This window comes from Microbacterium sp. SL62 (genome assembly GCF_026672635.1).
In the GTDB taxonomy this organism is placed as follows: domain Bacteria; phylum Actinomycetota; class Actinomycetes; order Actinomycetales; family Microbacteriaceae; genus Microbacterium; species Microbacterium testaceum_A.
In genome coordinates this window covers 2,862,199-2,877,472 of sequence record NZ_JAPPRM010000001.1, presented here as the reverse complement: position 1 = coordinate 2,877,472, position 15,274 = coordinate 2,862,199, and the positions used below count along the sequence as shown (strand labels likewise).

General features: G+C 69.2%; 15 protein-coding genes and 1 tRNA gene. 9 read left to right on the top strand and 7 right to left on the bottom strand.

Translation table 11 applies throughout. The features are described 5' to 3' along the window. Positions 1 to 55: 55 nt before the first annotated feature. On the bottom strand, positions 56 to 421 hold the full coding sequence (locus OVA26_RS13805; protein ID WP_268104458.1) for an META domain-containing protein: 366 nt from the start codon (positions 419 to 421) through the stop codon (positions 56 to 58). 157 nt (positions 422 to 578) lie between these two features. Between OVA26_RS13805 and OVA26_RS13800 the strand changes: the two genes are divergently transcribed. Further along, positions 579 to 2,576 (top strand): hypothetical protein, encoded by a 1,998-nt coding sequence (locus OVA26_RS13800; RefSeq protein WP_268104457.1) that lies wholly within the window; start codon positions 579 to 581, stop codon positions 2,574 to 2,576. 283 nt (positions 2,577 to 2,859) lie between these two features. Here the strand turns inward: OVA26_RS13800 and OVA26_RS13795 are convergent. The 5 genes from OVA26_RS13795 to OVA26_RS13775 form a co-directional block, all read right to left on the bottom strand. Continuing rightward, a tRNA-Pro gene (locus OVA26_RS13795) sits at positions 2,860 to 2,936 on the bottom strand. Positions 2,937 to 3,065: 129 nt separating this feature from the next. Then, positions 3,066 to 4,142: a hypothetical protein gene (locus OVA26_RS13790; protein ID WP_268104456.1), complete on the bottom strand. Its 1,077-nt coding sequence runs from the start codon at positions 4,140 to 4,142 to the stop codon at positions 3,066 to 3,068. A gap of 20 nt (positions 4,143 to 4,162) precedes the next feature. Next, on the bottom strand, positions 4,163 to 4,585 hold the full coding sequence (locus OVA26_RS13785; RefSeq protein WP_268104455.1) for a hypothetical protein: 423 nt from the start codon (positions 4,583 to 4,585) through the stop codon (positions 4,163 to 4,165). A 114-nt stretch (positions 4,586 to 4,699) separates the two neighbouring features. Next, positions 4,700 to 5,623, bottom strand: a complete 924-nt coding sequence (locus OVA26_RS13780) for a metallophosphoesterase (RefSeq protein WP_268104454.1) — start codon at positions 5,621 to 5,623, stop codon at positions 4,700 to 4,702. Further along, entirely contained in the window at positions 5,623 to 8,319 is a 2,697-nt protein-coding gene (locus OVA26_RS13775; protein ID WP_268104453.1) for a transglycosylase domain-containing protein, read from the bottom strand. Before OVA26_RS13775 ends, OVA26_RS13780 begins: the two co-directional genes overlap by 1 nt. Before the next feature lie 118 nt (positions 8,320 to 8,437). Between OVA26_RS13775 and OVA26_RS13770 the strand changes: the two genes are divergently transcribed. The 3 genes from OVA26_RS13770 (at position 8,438) to OVA26_RS13760 (ending at position 9,997) form a co-directional block, all read left to right on the top strand. Continuing rightward, entirely contained in the window at positions 8,438 to 8,656 is a 219-nt protein-coding gene (locus OVA26_RS13770; RefSeq protein ID WP_056229468.1) for a hypothetical protein, read from the top strand. After that, on the top strand, positions 8,653 to 9,120 hold the full coding sequence (locus OVA26_RS13765) for a RidA family protein (RefSeq protein ID WP_268104452.1): 468 nt from the start codon (positions 8,653 to 8,655) through the stop codon (positions 9,118 to 9,120). Before OVA26_RS13770 ends, OVA26_RS13765 begins: the two co-directional genes overlap by 4 nt. Positions 9,121 to 9,253: 133 nt before the next feature. Next, complete coding sequence (locus OVA26_RS13760) at positions 9,254 to 9,997, top strand: phosphatase PAP2 family protein (RefSeq protein WP_268104451.1); 744 nt, start codon at positions 9,254 to 9,256, stop codon at positions 9,995 to 9,997. Positions 9,998 to 10,052: 55 nt separating this feature from the next. Here OVA26_RS13760 and acs read toward each other — a convergent pair whose 3' ends face one another. Further along, on the bottom strand, positions 10,053 to 12,020 hold the full coding sequence (acs, locus tag OVA26_RS13755; protein WP_268104449.1) for an acetate--CoA ligase: 1,968 nt from the start codon (positions 12,018 to 12,020) through the stop codon (positions 10,053 to 10,055). Between the two features lie 441 nt (positions 12,021 to 12,461). Here acs and OVA26_RS13750 point away from each other — a divergent pair, with 441 nt between their 5' ends. Genes OVA26_RS13750 through OVA26_RS13730 form a run of 5 tightly spaced genes read left to right on the top strand, consistent with a single transcriptional unit; the run spans position 12,462 to position 15,264 of the window. Continuing rightward, positions 12,462 to 13,442 carry a TadA family conjugal transfer-associated ATPase gene (locus OVA26_RS13750; RefSeq protein ID WP_268104448.1) on the top strand — a complete coding sequence of 327 codons (981 nt, stop codon included), beginning with the start codon at positions 12,462 to 12,464 and terminating at the stop codon, positions 13,440 to 13,442. Beyond that, complete coding sequence (locus tag OVA26_RS13745; protein WP_268104447.1) at positions 13,439 to 14,347, top strand: type II secretion system F family protein; 909 nt, start codon at positions 13,439 to 13,441, stop codon at positions 14,345 to 14,347. The genes OVA26_RS13750 and OVA26_RS13745 overlap by 4 nt, the downstream gene beginning before the upstream one ends. Positions 14,348 to 14,381: 34 nt before the next feature. Next, a complete protein-coding gene (locus tag OVA26_RS13740; RefSeq protein ID WP_056229450.1) occupies positions 14,382 to 14,615 on the top strand; it encodes a DUF4244 domain-containing protein in 234 nt (77 codons plus the stop codon). Between the two features lie 41 nt (positions 14,616 to 14,656). Continuing rightward, the gene (locus OVA26_RS13735; RefSeq protein ID WP_143017969.1) at positions 14,657 to 14,935 is read left to right on the top strand and encodes a hypothetical protein; all 279 of its coding nucleotides are present in this window, start codon (positions 14,657 to 14,659) and stop codon (positions 14,933 to 14,935) included. Then, positions 14,935 to 15,264 carry an Rv3654c family TadE-like protein gene (locus tag OVA26_RS13730; protein WP_056229443.1) on the top strand — a complete coding sequence of 110 codons (330 nt, stop codon included), beginning with the start codon at positions 14,935 to 14,937 and terminating at the stop codon, positions 15,262 to 15,264. The genes OVA26_RS13735 and OVA26_RS13730 overlap by 1 nt, the downstream gene beginning before the upstream one ends. Positions 15,265 to 15,274: the final 10 nt, after the last annotated feature.

Genomic DNA, 15,274 nt, shown 5'->3' with positions numbered 1-15,274 from the left:
TTCTACCGGGCACCTCGATCGCCGCCCGGGCGTGGCCGGTCTGGTGAATGGGGGCTCAGCCGGCGCGCGTGAGGGTGCCGATCTTGACCCCGTCGCGGTCGAAGACCTCGAGGGTGTCGTCGACCAGGGCGGCGGTGGCCGCCTTACGCAGCCATGGGTCGACCCCGGGGCAGGCCATCAGCGTCGACAGCCCGAAGGTGATGGCGAGAGTGTCGTCCGTTCTCGAGTACGAGCCGCTGAGGGCGTTGCACCCGTCGCTCCCGCCGACAGCGTCGTCGTCGAACGTGAGGAATTCCGGTCCATCGCCGACCCATCTCCCCTTCTCCGAGGTCGCGCTTGCGCCGTTCGCGGCGGGCGCGCAGGCGGCGGTGGCCCATCCCAGGGCAACGATGGCGGCGAAGGTAAGGAAACGACGGGGCATGAGAATCTCCTCATGTGTGACGGAAAGCGAAAGGAACTTCATAACCAACGCTCAGGTTGCCATATGGTGATCCTCGACGCTGAGAGATGGGTGGGGGCCCTATCGAGATTCCCGTCCTGCCTCATCGCGCGTTTTCACCGACACCTGAGATGAGACGATGACACGAAACATGAAGCGTTTGGGGTGGGCGGCTGCGTCTGCCACCGTCGCGCTGACCGCGTCCGGTTTGCTGGCCCCCGCGGCCTTCGCCGGCGATGACCAGACGGTTGCGCCCACCTCGGGCGCGGCCTTCGATGCCTCTGCGAAGCAGTTGCTGAGCGCCAACGACGACGTGCAGGCGGTCGGTAAGGACGGCAACGGCAACGTGGTGGTCGTGACCACCGATGCCTCCGCGCTCGACGGTGAGTCCGGCGCTATCAGCAAGCGATCAGCGAACGTCGTGGTCAAAGAGGTTGCCGCGGAGCTGACGTCGTTCGCCGATTCCGACGTCGTCGGTGGCGCTGGGTATTACGCCGAGGCGATAAACCCCGCTGACCTGTCCGGCTTCTGTTCCATCGGGTTCACCGGTTTCGACAAAGCAGGCAACCCCGCCGTCATTTCCGCCGGGCACTGTGAGGGCGACGGAGCGCGAAAAGTCACGCAGCTCACCCTTCCGACGAGCGATGATGCTGGCGGCGCAGGGACCAAGCCGACGCTGACATACGACCTCGGTTCTTTCGCCTTCGCGCAGTGGGGCGGCCCGGGCAACACGACCGAGGACACGACGACGTCCGCTGTCGACATCTCCGTCATCGACGTCGCCAATCCGGCCCTGGATCTGCTTCCCGTCGTGACGGATTGGACGACGGCATCCAGCGAAGACCTGTCCCTGAGCACCCGGCCCGTGAAGGCCGTGGGCAAAGCGCAGATCGGTGCTTTTTCGAAGTCGGGTCGTACGACCGGCTTCACCGATGGTGAGGTCTCGATCGTCGATGGCTGGGCGAGGGTCGGCGGCCGTTCGGTCTATGGCTTCGGCGGCCAGCTCAAGGCTGGCCCCGGAGACTCCGGTGGAGCAGTCATCCAGGGCAGTACCGCCGTCGGTGTCGTCTCGGGTGGCGACGAAGCCTCGGGCTTCTTCTGGGCGGCCGACCTGCAGGCCGGCCTTGCTCTGACCAACGGCTACTCGGTGGCGCTCGACATCGACGAGCCTGCCCTGACCGCTCCCACGAGTGGCGGAACGGTCGGTCTCGGTGGGACGATCTCGGGCACCGCGCCCGTGAACACCACCGTCGAGGTGGATCCCGCAACGGGGGAGACCTTCACGATTCCGGTGGACGGCGCGGGCAACTGGAGCTTCGCCGCGCCGGACGAGCTCGGCCCCTACAAGTTCTCGTTGACCGCGTTCAGCGGATACAGCCGTTCCGCAGCCGTCGCCGCCTCGGTCGACGTGCGCATCGCCGCTCCGATGATCACCTCGCCGAGCGAGGACGCTTTCGTCATCAACGAGCTCACGTCGATTTCCGGTACTGGGCTGGTCGGAGCGACGGTCACGGTCACCGGCGGCACCAGTGAGTCGGCCACCGAACGGCCCACGGCGCTCGAGCTCCTCGGCACGGCTGTCGTGGACGCCGCCGGCAATTGGTCGATCCCGGTCGACCTGAGCTACGGCAACTACCTTGTGAGCGCCGTCCAGGCGCGTGACAGCCAGACCTCCGCCACCTCGGAGGTCAAGTTCATCGTGGGTCCGCCCGAGCCCACGATCGATGGGATCCAGGACGGTGCGAACTACAGCGGCGCTGCGGTTCCGACCTCGATTTCGGGTACCGGCGTTGACGGGGCTGAAATCCTCGTCACGCTCAACGGCGCAGAGGTGGGTCGCACGACCGTTCGTAACGGGGTCTGGTCGGTCCAGCTCGGGGTTCTCGCCGAGGGTTCCTATGAGATCGCCGCCACACAGACGATCGGGGGAGTCGCGAACGGAGTCGCGGTGAACTTCGCCGTCGTGCCTGCCGCCGTTCCCAGCCCGAGCGCTACCCCGGGCCCCGCGGGCAACGGTGGCGGCCTGGCCAACACCGGTATGGGTGACGTCGCCCCGCTCGCATGGGGTGCCCTGGTCCTCCTGCTCGGTGGAATCGGCGCGCTTGGCTTCCGCTCGCTGCGTCGAGCGAGCCGCTGACACGCATCCCCTAAGCGCCCCCGGCGCCTCCCCGTGCGGGAGGAGCCGGGGGCGCTTCGCTGTGCGCGTGGAGCCGGGGTCGCTTCGCCGTGCGCGTCGAGGACATCGTGGCCTCTGCCAGGAGACCGACTGCGCCAAGCTGAAGCAGCTCTCGCCGACTCCGCCTTCGGCCGATGGGGCTGCCGAGCCGCCTTTTGAGCGCGCGGGGCGCCGGGTGCAGCAGTCCCGAAGCCGTACGCAGAAGGGCCCTCCACCGGAGTGGAGGGCCCTTCTGATGATGCAGTGGTCGGGGTGACAGGATTTGAACCTGCGGCCTCGTCGTCCCGAACGACGCGCGCTACCAAGCTGCGCCACACCCCGTTGCAACTAGAAAAGTCTACCCTGCTCGAGGCCGTGCTCCGAACCACTCAGCCCTTTTCGCGCGAATCGTCCGGCGGTGACGGGGGTGGGTGGGCGCCACATCGGGCCGGCACTCACCCACCCCATCGATCACGCCGCCGCGGGCTGCGCGCGTCTCCGCGCGCGTCGCCACGCGCAGACCCCCGTCGCGATGGCGAGAGCGGCGAGACCGCCGGCCGTGAGCAGTGGCGGGGCGGAGACGCCGGTCAGGGGGAGCGCCGCGGGCACCGGCGGTGACGCCGGGGGCTCGATCGGGCTCACGATGGCGGCGGTCGTGGGCGTGGCCGTGGGGACGGGGTCGGGCGGGGGAGGGGTGAAGGCCAGCTGCTCGGTTTGCGCGGGCGTGGCGAAGCGCTCCATCCAGAAGTAGCGCGCCGGGAAGTGTGCGACGGAATCAGGGTCCTGCGACGTTCGCTCGATGCGCCAGACGGCGGTGTACACGCCCGGGCCGGGGAGCGCCGTGGTGGACGTGCGGTAAAGACCGGCGCCGATCTTCGGATCGGTACGGAGCTCGAGGTGCGCGACCGGGCTGAGATTCGACGGGATTTCGGACGCCTCGGCCGGGAACGCGTTCGTCCGGTAGACGTCGGCGGTGGCGCTGACGACGACGAAGGACCCGTCGCTGTGACGCGGCCAGACGCCGTCACGGGCAGACAGCGTGACCTCGTCGACGAATCGCCCGCGGGAGTCGATCGTCGCCACCGTCTCGATCCGAGGTGAGAACTGCACGGGTCGCGGTGAGGCGTCCTGGGTCGTCAGGGTGAACGTGGTCGGATCCGCCGGTCCGGCGGACTCCTGCTGCCCCGGGGTGGAGTAATACCGGATCGCCGCGGATCGCACCGTGAAGCTTCCTGAGGCTCGTGCGATATACGGCCGTCCGCCGTCGGACGCCGTCGCGGGCGCGAGGATCGGATAAGCGACCTGCCCCTGCACCCCGGTGCGCTCGGAGCTGCCGGTGTCGGCGAAGGTCGCGTTCTCGAGCCGAAGCGTCCCGGTGGCGGTCGGATCGACGTCTACGGTGACAGCTCCCCGCGTGGGGTCGTCCTCCTCCATCGACATCGTCAGAGAGCCTCCGACACGGGGAACGGGGATGTTCTGCGCCTCCGAGAGATACTGCGTGGTCCGGTCCTGGATCGCGCCGCTGTTCTCGGGACTCGCGCGTCGCATGATGTAGTCGATCGCCTCGGTCAGCTCGTTGCCGCCATAGCCCCAGGAGTGCAGTGTCGTGTCTCGATCGACGATGGCTTTGACCGCCCAGCCGTCGAGCCGACACTGGCGGCCTGAACCGCGTCATCTGTCTGGCCGTAGGTGCCGACGAGGTAGTTGATGGAGACCAGCTGTTGCGGGGTCAGTCCGTTCACGTCGCTCGTCGTGCCGTGGTCGGTCGTCGTTCCGGTGGCGACCGGGAGGCCGGGGTGGATGCAATAGGTGTGGACGTCGCCGACCCGCATGGAGCCGTGCCACCCGGTCCGCGAGAGGGAGGCCCAGGTACCGAAGCCCGTGCCGCGATCGGCGGCGTGGGCCGCGGGGACGACCGCGACGGCGAAGAGAACACCCGCCAACGCCAGGGCCGCGGCGAGCCGTCGAGAGGACGGTGGTGGTCGATGCATGGGGAGTCCCTTCCGGTCGAGGAACTCGATCCTGCGGGAACGCCGATACGGCCCGACGGCGGAAAGGGCCGATCCGTGAACGGATCGACCCTTTCAGAAGTTGTGGAGAAGCCGTCAGCGCGGCAGCAGCGTGAGCAGCGACGCCTCTGGTCGACACGCGAACCGCACGGGGGCGTAGATCGAATGCCCCAGCCCCGCGCTGACGTTCAGCGGCACGGTACGTCCATCGTGAGTCCACTCGCTGAGGCCGCGCGCCTGGTCGAGGGGGATGTCGCAGTTCGACACCAGCGCCTCGCGGCGGAACGGCACACGCACCTGTCCGCCGTGGGTGTGCCCCGCCAGGAGCACGTCCGCGCCGAGATCGGTGAAGGTGTCGAGCGTCCGCCGATACGGCGCATGCATGACACCGAGCGTGAGGTCGGCGGCATCCAATCTCTCCATGACCGGGGGGATGAGCTCGGGGTGGTCCCACTTGCGGTGGGCGTCGTTCACACCGAACGCCGTCACACGGAGTCCGTTGACCTCGAGCGAGACGGCCGTGTCGTCGAGGATGTGCCATCCCAGATCGTCGGCGAAGAACCGGTCGAGGGCGCCGACGTCGAGGTGCTTGTGAGCCGGCTGGTGGCCAGAGGGCCCGAGGAAATAGCGCAGGGGATTGCGAGGCGCCGGCTCTTGGAAGTCGTTCGAACCGTGCACGACGAGGCCCGGGATGCCACGCAGGGGCGCGAACGCCGTTCGGATCCCGGTGAGGCCGTCGCGGTGGCCCAGGTTGTCGCCCGTGTTCACGACGAGGTCGGGAGACAGCTCGGCGAGACGGGCCATCCACTCCTGCTTGCGGTGCTGCCAGGGGGCCATGTGGGCGTCGGAGACGTGCAGGACGCGGATCGGCTCGGCTCCCTTGGGGAGGACGCGCAGAGCGTGGTAGCGCACCGTGAAGAGGTAGCGCTCGATGCCCATGCCCCACACGGCGGCCCCGACAGCGGCCGCCCCCGCGACCCCGAGGGGTGCGAGGGCGGCCGTCACGAGAGGACGCGTCATCAGCACTTCTTCGCGACGATGGACAGAGCGATCGCGGTGCTCTTGTTCGTCGCGGTGCCGGCGGCAGGGTTCGTCGCCGTCACCTGGCCCTCGTTCGGAGCGTTGCCCTCGGGCTGGCAGGCACCGATGGACACGTTCGTGAAGCCAGCGGCGTTCAGCGCTGCCTGCGCAGCCGGAACAGTCTGCCCGCCCACGTTCGGCACCGTCGCACCCTGCCCGTTGCCGGGGCTCAGGGTGATCTGCGAGCCCGCGGGAGCGGAGCCTCCGCCGGGGTTCTGAGCGGCGACGGTGTCGGGACCCGACGGAGAGTCGACGGGGTCTCCCACGGTCACGCGGAATCCAGCGCCCTGCAGGGTCGAGGTCGCCGCGTCGATGCTCTGACCGACCACGTTCGGCAGATCGCGCTGCTGCGTGCGCAGCAGGTTCGACGCCGGGTCGGGGAACCGGTCACCACCGTAGGCCTTGTCGGCCGCGCGCTGCACATCCTTCGAGAGGCGGTAGCGCAATTCGCTCAGCTGGATGCCCTTCGCGTACTTGCCGAAGAGGTTGACAGTTCCACCGTCCCAGTTGCCGACCCACACGGCGGTGGTGGCGTTGGTCGATGACTGGATCATCCACGTCTCGTGCGCTTCGTGCGTACCGGTCTTACCGAGCACAGGCGTGCCATCGCCCGGGTTAGCGGCCGAGCCCGTTCCCTGGCCCACCATGACGCCCTGAAGAGCGTAGCCAGCGGTCGCCGCGATCTCCGGTGTGAGCACCGTCTCGCACTGGAGGTCGGGGATGGGGCGCTCCGACCCGTCTGCGGCGGTCACCTTGTCGATGACCTTGGCGGGGCAGCGGTTGCCGCCGTTCGCGACAGCGGCGAAAGCGCCGGCCATCGCGATCGGCGAGATGTTGTCGCTACCGATGACCTCGTTCGCGTTGGCCATCGAGATGTCTTTGCCGTCACCCGTCGTGACGCCGAGCTTCTTGACAACCTTCGCGATGTCGCAGAGGTCCAGTTCGGCGGCCATCGCGAGGTAGCCCGTGTTGAGCGAATCGCGCGTGAACATCATCGGCGTGCCGACGTAGCCGCCGCTGTTGCCGAAGTTGTTGATCGTGGTGTTCGACTGATTGACCCAGTTGCCCGCGCACGAGTTCGTCATGTTCGGGACGGGGCGCAGACGACCGTTGAGCGTTTCGTTCAGCGAGTGGCCCTTCTCGAGCCAGTCGACGAGGGTGAAGAGCTTGAACGTCGATCCCGCGCTGAATCCGATGGAACCGCCGTTGGTGGAATCGCCCGCGAACACGATCGAGTTATACGAAGGATCGGAGTCGGCCAGGCTGGGGTCCTGGGTGAACTTCGTGTTCTGCGCCAGCGCGACGAGGCGCCCGGTCTTCGCCTCGATCGTGACCGCGGTGGCTCCGAACCCCATGCCGTTCACCGACTCCGCAGCGTTGTCGCTCATCGTCTTCTGCGCGGCATCCTGGACGTTCCAATCCAGCGTGGTCTGGATGGTCAGGCCGTCCTGACGCAGCGCGCGGACCCGGTCGTCGGTCTCCGCGCCGAAGGCGGGGGAGTTGAGGATCGTCGACACGACGTACTGGCAGTAGTACGGCGCCGCCGACGAGGCGCAACCCTGGTCGGTCGGGGTGATCTGCGGCGAGATCGGCTCGATCGCCGCGGCGACGTACTGTTCGTGCGTGATCTTGCCGTCGACCTCCATGCGGCTGAGCACATAGAGCTGGCGGCCCTTGGTCTCGCTGTATCCGTCGGCGGCGTTGACCAGCTGCTCCTGCGTGATCTCGCCGTTGTCGCGCAGCGTGTAGAGCGCCTGGATCGTGCTCTGGTCGACGTCGTCGATCGAGCCGTCGGGAGCCTTGTTGTAGGCGGTCTCGCCATCGCTGATCGAGCCGTCGGGGCGGTCGATGCGGAAGCGGTTCGGGTTCTGCACCATGCCCGCGAGAACCGCCGCCTGGCCGATGCTCAGATTGGCGGCCGGGGTGTTGAAGTAGTAGCGCGCGGCGGCGTCGATGCCGTAGGTGGTGCCACCGAAGTTGGCGATGTTCAGGTAGCCGAGAAGGATCTGGTCCTTCGTGTATTCCTTCTCGAGCTGGATCGCGTACCGCATCTCCTGCAGCTTGCGCTGATAGCCGGCGGCGCCGTCGGACTGCACGGCCTCGAGGGCGCACTTCTGCAGGGCCTCGTCGCGCGTCATCGCGGGAGTGGTGTCGGTGGCCTCGACGGCCTTGGCGTCGCGCTCGCACCGCTGCACGAGCACATTCTTGACGTACTGCTGGCTGATCGACGATCCACCCTGCGTCTCACCGCCCGAGGCGTTGCTGAGCAGCGCGCGGGTCGTTCCGATGAGGTCGACGCCGCCGTGCTGGTAGTAGCGGGGGTCTTCCGACGAGAGGATCGCGTCGTACATGACCGGGTTGACCTGGTCGAAGGTGACGGGGGAGCGGTTCTGGTCGTAGAACTTCGCCAGCACCCGGTCGCCGGCCATCAGCGTCGTCGGCTGCATGAGCTCGTCGGGCTTCAGGTAGCTGGGCATGTTGTCGAAGACGGTGATCGCGCTGGAGGCAGCGGCACCGGAGACGGCGATGGCCGGTGTCACGGCAGCGGTGACCAAAAGTCCGGCGACCGCGCTCAGGCCGACGAGGCCGACGATGCCGCCGAGGGCACCGCTAGCCGTTCGTTTGTTCTCGGGCATAGGCTTGATGCTAAGCGACGTTGCTGGGCGATGCCTCGAAGGCAGGCCCTCGCGCGAGTACGCGTCCATCACCGCGCGCACGACGTTGCGCGCTCCGAGCCACCTCCGGGAGCCCGACATGACCACGTGGGAGTACCTCACCACTCCGCTGCTCATCCACAACACCGCCGCGATCCTCAACAACTGGGGCAAGCAGGGCTGGGAGCTCGTTCAGGTGGTGACCGGCCCCGAGGGCGGACTCGTCGCCTACTTCAAGCGCCCCACCGGCGGAGGTGCCGCCAACGCAGGTCTCGGCGCCGCCGAGACCGCCGCCCGTCAGTTCGAGGGCCAGCAGTGAGCGTCTCGGAGCGCCTCGCCGCCCTGGGCGTCGACGTTCCGGCGGTCGTCCCGCCCGTCGCCTCGTACATTCCCGCCAAGCGTCACGGCGACCTCGTCTACACCTCGGGTCAGCTGCCGATGGTCCAGGGAGCCCTGCCTGCGACCGGCAAGGTCGGCGAGTCCGACGGACTCATCGCCCCCGCCGACGCGAAGGGCTACGCGCGTCAGTGCGCCCTGAATGCGATCGCCGCGGCTGCGGCTCTCGTCGGCGGCGTCGACAACCTCACCGGCGTGCTCAAGCTCACCGGCTTCGTGGCATCCGTCCCCGAATTCACCGGTCAGCCCGGCGTCATCAACGGCGCGAGCGAGTTCCTCGGCGAGGTGTTCGGTGAGGCCGGTGCCCACGCGCGTTCCGCGGTCGGTGTGCCCGTCCTTCCCCTCGACAGCCCCGTCGAGGTCGAGGTGATCTTCACCGTCGCCTGACGACGATCCCGGATGCCGGCACCCCGGCCTCCACACGGAAGGGACGCTCCGGTCGCTCGGGGCGTCCCTTCCGTCGTTCTCGGCCGCGGGGGAACTCGGCTGATTCAGAAGTGAACGGGAGCAGGATTCCCCCGTGACCTCCTCTTCCGGCGTGGGCGGCCCGTCCTCCCCCGAGAACGCCCTCCTCGCTCCCTCGCCCTCCATCCGGCGCGCCGTCGTGTGGGCCGTCTGCACCGTGCTCGCCGTGATCGCGGTGGGATTCCTGCTGCGGTTCGTTCCGCTCGATGTGGCCTTCTCCGACGCGGTGCACCACCTTCACGCGCCCGTGCTCACACAGGTGGCCGAGGCGTTCTACCGCTCGCTCAAGCCGCTGCCCGCCGCGGGCATCATGATCGTCGCCACGGTCGCGGTCGGCCTGCTGACGCGACGGTGGCAGGTCGCGGTCGCCTTCTTCGGTGGGGTCGCCGTGACCTGGGGCCTCGCGGAGGCCGCGAAGCTCGTCGTCGCCCGACCGCGCCCTGGCATGTCCGAGGCCATGACCCAGGCCATCGGCGCGACGGCCGACCCCTCGTTCCCGAGCGGTCACGTGGCGTTCACGGCATCCTTCGCGGCGGTCCTGATCTGCGCACTGTGGTCGACGCGTTGGCGGGCGCTCGGAATCGTCGTGGGCGTCGTCCTGGTCGTCGGAATGTCGGTGTCGGTCGTCGTCATCGGCGTGCACTACGCCGGCGACGCTCTGGCGTCGATCGTCTGGGTAGCGGGGGTCTACCCCGCCGTGCGGGCCGTCGGCGCTGCGGTGGTGCCCCGCGTGGACGCACTCGTGACGCGCCGGCTGGGCACTGCCCGCTCGGGTCGCGGGACCTCGATCGGCCGCTGATTTCGTTGGCGAGCCGATCCCGGATGCCGTGAGTTCCGGCATCCGGGATCGGACCTCACTTCACCTGGGCGCTGATCACGCTCATGACGGCGGTGTCGGCGAGCGTGGTGGTGTCTCCGACCTCGCGGCCCTCGGCGACGTCGCGGAGGAGGCGGCGCATGATCTTGCCCGAGCGGGTCTTGGGGAGCTCGCCGACGATGTAGACATCGCGGGGACGGGCGATCGGGCCGATCTGCTGTCCGACCCAGGTGCGCAGTTCGTCGCCCAGACCCTCGACGGGGTGCTCCTTCAGGTAGCGGCTCTTGATGATGACGAAAGCGACGACCGCCTGGCCGGTGGTCTCGTCGCTCGCCCCGACGACGGCGGCCTCGGCGACCCCCTCGTGGCCGACGAGGGCGGACTCGATCTCGGCGGTCGACAGGCGGTGGCCCGAGACGTTCATGACGTCGTCGACGCGGCCGAGCAGCCAGACGTCTCCGTCGTCGTCGAGGCGCGCGCCGTCACCGGCGAAGTAGTACCCCTTGTCGGCGAACTTGTCCCAGTAGGTCTCGCGGTAACGGTCGGGGTCGCCCCAGATGCCGCGCAGCATGCTCGGCCACGGTTCGGTGACCACGAGAAGGCCGCCGCTGCCGTTGCCGACCGGTTCGCCCTGCTCGTCGACGACGGCGATCGAGATGCCCGGGATCGGGACCTGGGCGGAGCCGGGCTTCGTCTCGGTGACGCCGGGCAGGGCCGAGATCATCATCGCCCCCGTTTCGGTCTGCCACCACGTGTCGACGATGGGGGCCTTGTCGGCGCCGATGATCTCGCGGTACCAGATCCAGGCTTCGGGGTTGATGGGCTCGCCCACCGAACCGAGCAGGCGAAGCGACGACAGGTCGAACTTCTGCGGCACGTCGCGTCCGATCTTCATGAACGAACGGATCGCGGTCGGCGCCGTATAGAAGATGGTCACGCCGTGCTTCTCGATGAGCTCCCACCAGCGACCCGGGTGAGGAGTGTCGGGGGTGCCTTCGTAGAGCAGCTGTGTCGCGCCGTTCGCAAGAGGACCATAGGTGACGTAGGTGTGTCCGGTGATCCAGCCGATATCGGCGGTGCACCAGTACACGTCCGTTTCGGGGTGCACGTCGTGGACGACGCGGTTGGTGAACGCGGCCTGGGTCAGGTACCCGCCCGAGGTGTGCAGGATGCCCTTCGGCTTACCCGTGGTGCCCGAGGTGTAGAGGATGAAGAGAGGGGTCTCGGCGGGGAAGGCTTCGGCCTCTTGGCCCGCGGAGGCCTTCGGAACCACGTCGTGCCACCAGAGGTCGCGGCCGTCCGCCCAGTCGACCTCGTTGCCGCCGCGCTTGACGACGAGCACGTGCTCGACGGTCTCCTGCTCGCCGGAGCCGTTGCGGTCGGCGAGCGCCTGGTCGACCGCCGGCTTCAAAGGCGAGACCTTGCCCTTCCGCCAGCCGCCGTCGGCGGTGATGACCAGCTTGGCGCCGGCGTCGTCGATGCGCGCGCGCAGGCTGTCGGCCGAGAACCCGCCGAACACGACGGAATGCACGGCGCCGATGCGTGCGACCGCCAGCATGGAGGCGATCGCCTCGGGGATCAACGGGAGGTACAGGGCGACGCGGTCGCCGCGCTCGATGCCGAGCTCGGTGAGGACGTTCGCCAGGCGCTTCACCTCGTCGGTGAGTTCGGCGTAGGTGACGTTGCGCTGATCGCCCGGCTCGCCCTCCCAGCGCAGAGCGATGCGGTCGCCGTTGCCGGCCTCGACGTGCCGGTCGAGACAGTTGTAGGCGACGTTGAGCTCCCCGTCGGCGAACCACTCGGCAAACGGGGGAGTGGACCAGTCGAGCACCTGGGTGAAGGGCTTGTGCCAGTGCAGTTCGCGGGCCTGATCGGCCCAGAAACCCTCACGGTCTGCCGCCGCGCGCTCGTAGAGGTCGTGCTGGGCGACGGCCTGGGCGGAGAACTCGGCCGACGGCGCGAACCGGCGGGTCTCGTTGAGGAGGTGGTCGATCTGGCTGCTCATCGCGGCGCTCCTTCGCGTTCACGGACCCGCGCACCTGCGCGCGGCGTCCTCACCCCGGTCACGCTAGCGACCCCCTCCGACACCGGCCACCTCCGATAGATGGGATCTCCGACGGTGGGAAACAGGTGATATATCGCAATGAATAGGTCGGGTTGAGTTGGCCGGACTCACCTGCACGCGTACTCTAGCTAGCGCCCGAACATCGCTTCCGGCACTCGCGTCGGGGGGAGCCCCCAATTTTTCCCCGGCGCGTGGCGGCATCCCTCGCCCCCCACTGTAGGGATGCCGCCCCCTTCTTTTTCCGGCGGAGTTCCTCCCCGATGACGATTCGAGCGACGTTCTCGTCGCTCGCTCCTCCACAGGTGGGGATCTTCGCGGCGAATCCACTGATCGCTTTTGCGGGCCCGCGGATCGATCCGGCCCGACCCTACGGTCGTCGTCGTGACCTCCCTCGCCCCGCCCTGCAGCGGCCTCGACCCCGCGACAGTCGACGCCCCCGACCCGGCGGTGGCGTTCCTGCGTCCGTTCCTCGAAGACCCTCGCGTGACCGATCTCTTCGTCAACGGCGATCGGGGGCTCTTCGTCGATCGCGGTGACGGCATCGAGCACGTGCCTTCGTGGCGGGCGTCCGAGACCGAGGTCCGCCGCCTCGCGGTCCGCCTCATCGCGCTCGGCGGGCGGCACCTGGACGACGCCACGCCCTGCGTCGACGTCCGGCTCGATCGGGGCGTGCGAGTACACGCCGTGCTCGCCCCCGTGGCCGCGAGCGGCACGAGTATCTCCGTCCGCGTGCCGGCGTTCGCGCGGCCCGACCTGCAGGCTCTCCAGCGCGCGGGGATGTTCTCAGCGCGCCAGCGGGACAGGCTCGAACGTCTCGTCGATCGACGCGAGAACACCCTCATCGCCGGCGCGACGGGCGCGGGCAAGACCACGCTCCTGGCTGCTCTGCTGTCGCAGGTGCCATCGACCGAGCGCATCATCACGATCGAGGAGGTGGCGGAGTTGCACCCCGACCACCCGCATCACGTCGCGCTCGAGGCGCGGCAGGCCAATATCGAGGGCGCCGGCGGCATCTCCCTCTCGCGGCTGGTCAGGGAGGCCCTGCGCATGCGTCCCGACCGGCTGGTGCTGGGGGAGTGTCGCGGAGAGGAGATCCGCGAACTGCTGATGGCGTTGAACACCGGGCACGACGGGGGAGCGGGGACGCTCCACGCGAGTAGCCTCATCGACGTCTCGGCGCGACTGGAAGCCCTGGCAGCGCTCGCCGGAATGGATGCCGAGACCTGCGCGCGGCAGAGTGCCGGGGCCATCGACGCCGTCGTGTACGTCGAACGGATCGCCGGGCGTCGTCGCGTCACCGGGTGGGGACGACCCGTCGTGCACGAGGGGCGTCTCCGAATCGAGCCGGAGAAGTGGACGTGAGCGCTCACGGCTCGCGGACGCCGCATCTTCGCGCGCGACGCGACCCTCGGACCGCTGATCCGATCGAGACGGTTCTCCGCCTCGCCGTCCTGCTGTCCGGGGGAACAGCCCCGGCGTACGCGTGGAGATACCTGGCAGAGGGCGGCGACCCCACGCTGAGCGCGGCAGCCGACGCCGCTGCCCGTGGGGCGGATGTCGGTGCCGTCCTCCGGGCGGCGGGTGAGTCGTGGAGCGGGACCGCCGCGATCTGGAGCGTGGCCGTAGCCACGGGAGCGCCCCTGTCCGATGCCCTGCGCTCGGTCGTGGGCGCCCTCCGTGACGCGGTGGAGGTTTCGGCCGACATCCGCGTCGCTCTCGCGGAGCCGGTCGCCACGGCCCGGCTCCTCGGGTGGCTTCCCCTCGTCGGCATCCCTCTGGGCGGTCTTCTCGGCTTCGACCCCGTCGGTGTTCTGCTCCGGGATCCGCTCGGGCAAGGATGCCTCGCCCTCGGGCTCGGCCTGATAGGTGCAGCGTACGTCTGGATGCGCAGGCTGTCCCGCCGGGCCCAGCCCCCTCCGGTGATCCCGGGACTCGAGGCCGAGCTCTGGGCGGTCGCCCTTTCGGCTGGCGTGTCGATCGACCGGGCCCGCGGACTGATCGAAGGTCTGGGCGTCGGCACGATGAACCGCACCGCCGTCGCCGAGACGCTGGACCTGGCGACCCGAGCGGGAGTGCCCGCGGCCGAACTCCTGCGGGGGGACGCGTGGATCGCGCGGTACCGGTCCCGAACCGACGGTCGGGTGGCTGCGGCGAGACTCTCCACCCGCCTGCTCGTGCCGCTCGGGCTCTGCACGCTGCCGGCGTTCCTGCTCATCGCCGTCGTCCCTGCCGCGCTCTCGGTCCTCCGCTCCACGGCACTGCCGTGACCTCGATCGTCCACACAGAAGAAGGAGTAGTTCCATGATCCGATCCCCTCGACCCGTCTCGAAGCGCGGCCCCGTCGATCTGCCGCCCTTGACCAGCGCACGCGCGGGCGCCCTGTTCCTCGACGAGCGGGGCGCGGCGACCGCCGAGTACGCCATCGCGACCATGGCGGCTGTCGCCTTCGCGGGCCTGCTCGTGATGATCATGCGCAGCGACGAGGTGCGGGGGATCCTCACCGATCTCGTGCGTCGCGCGCTGACTGTTCAATGAGAAGGCTGGGGGAGCGCGGGGCGGTCACGGCGGAGTTCGCGGTGGCTCTGCCCGCCGTTCTGGTCGTCCTGGTCCTCGGGGCCGGCGTCCTCGCGTCGTTCGCGACCACGGTACGGGTGCAACAGCTCACCACCGAGGCCGCGCGTCTGCTCGGCAGGGGCGACGACGCCGCCCTGCAGCGGCTGGCAGAGGTGGGGGCGACGGCGTCGGTGGACCGCGGCGGCGGAGTGGTCTGCGTACGAGCGTCTGCTCGCGTGCCGATGGGCCTGCCCCTCCCTCCGGTCTCGACGCGCGCCTGCGCCCTCGACGGAGGTCGCTGATGCCCGCGAGCGTGTCGACCCTCGGAGTGATCTCGGTGGTCGCCGGTCTCGCAGTCGCCCTGGCCGTCGTCGGCGGTGCCGCGGTCGCCGCCGAACGACTCGCGGGGACCGCGGATGCCGCCGCCCTGGCTGCGGCGGATGCGGCCAGCGGGGCAGTATCGGGGGTGCCGTGCGACGAGGCCGCACGGGTCGCTTCGGCGGGGGAAGCGACCCTGCGAGAGTGCGATGTCGAGGGCCTGGTCGCCACCATCACCGTCGGTGGGGCGTACGGTGGGATTTCATTCGATGCGCGCTCGCGGGCCGGACCCCCCGAACGGTCGAGCCCGTGAGACCTCCCGG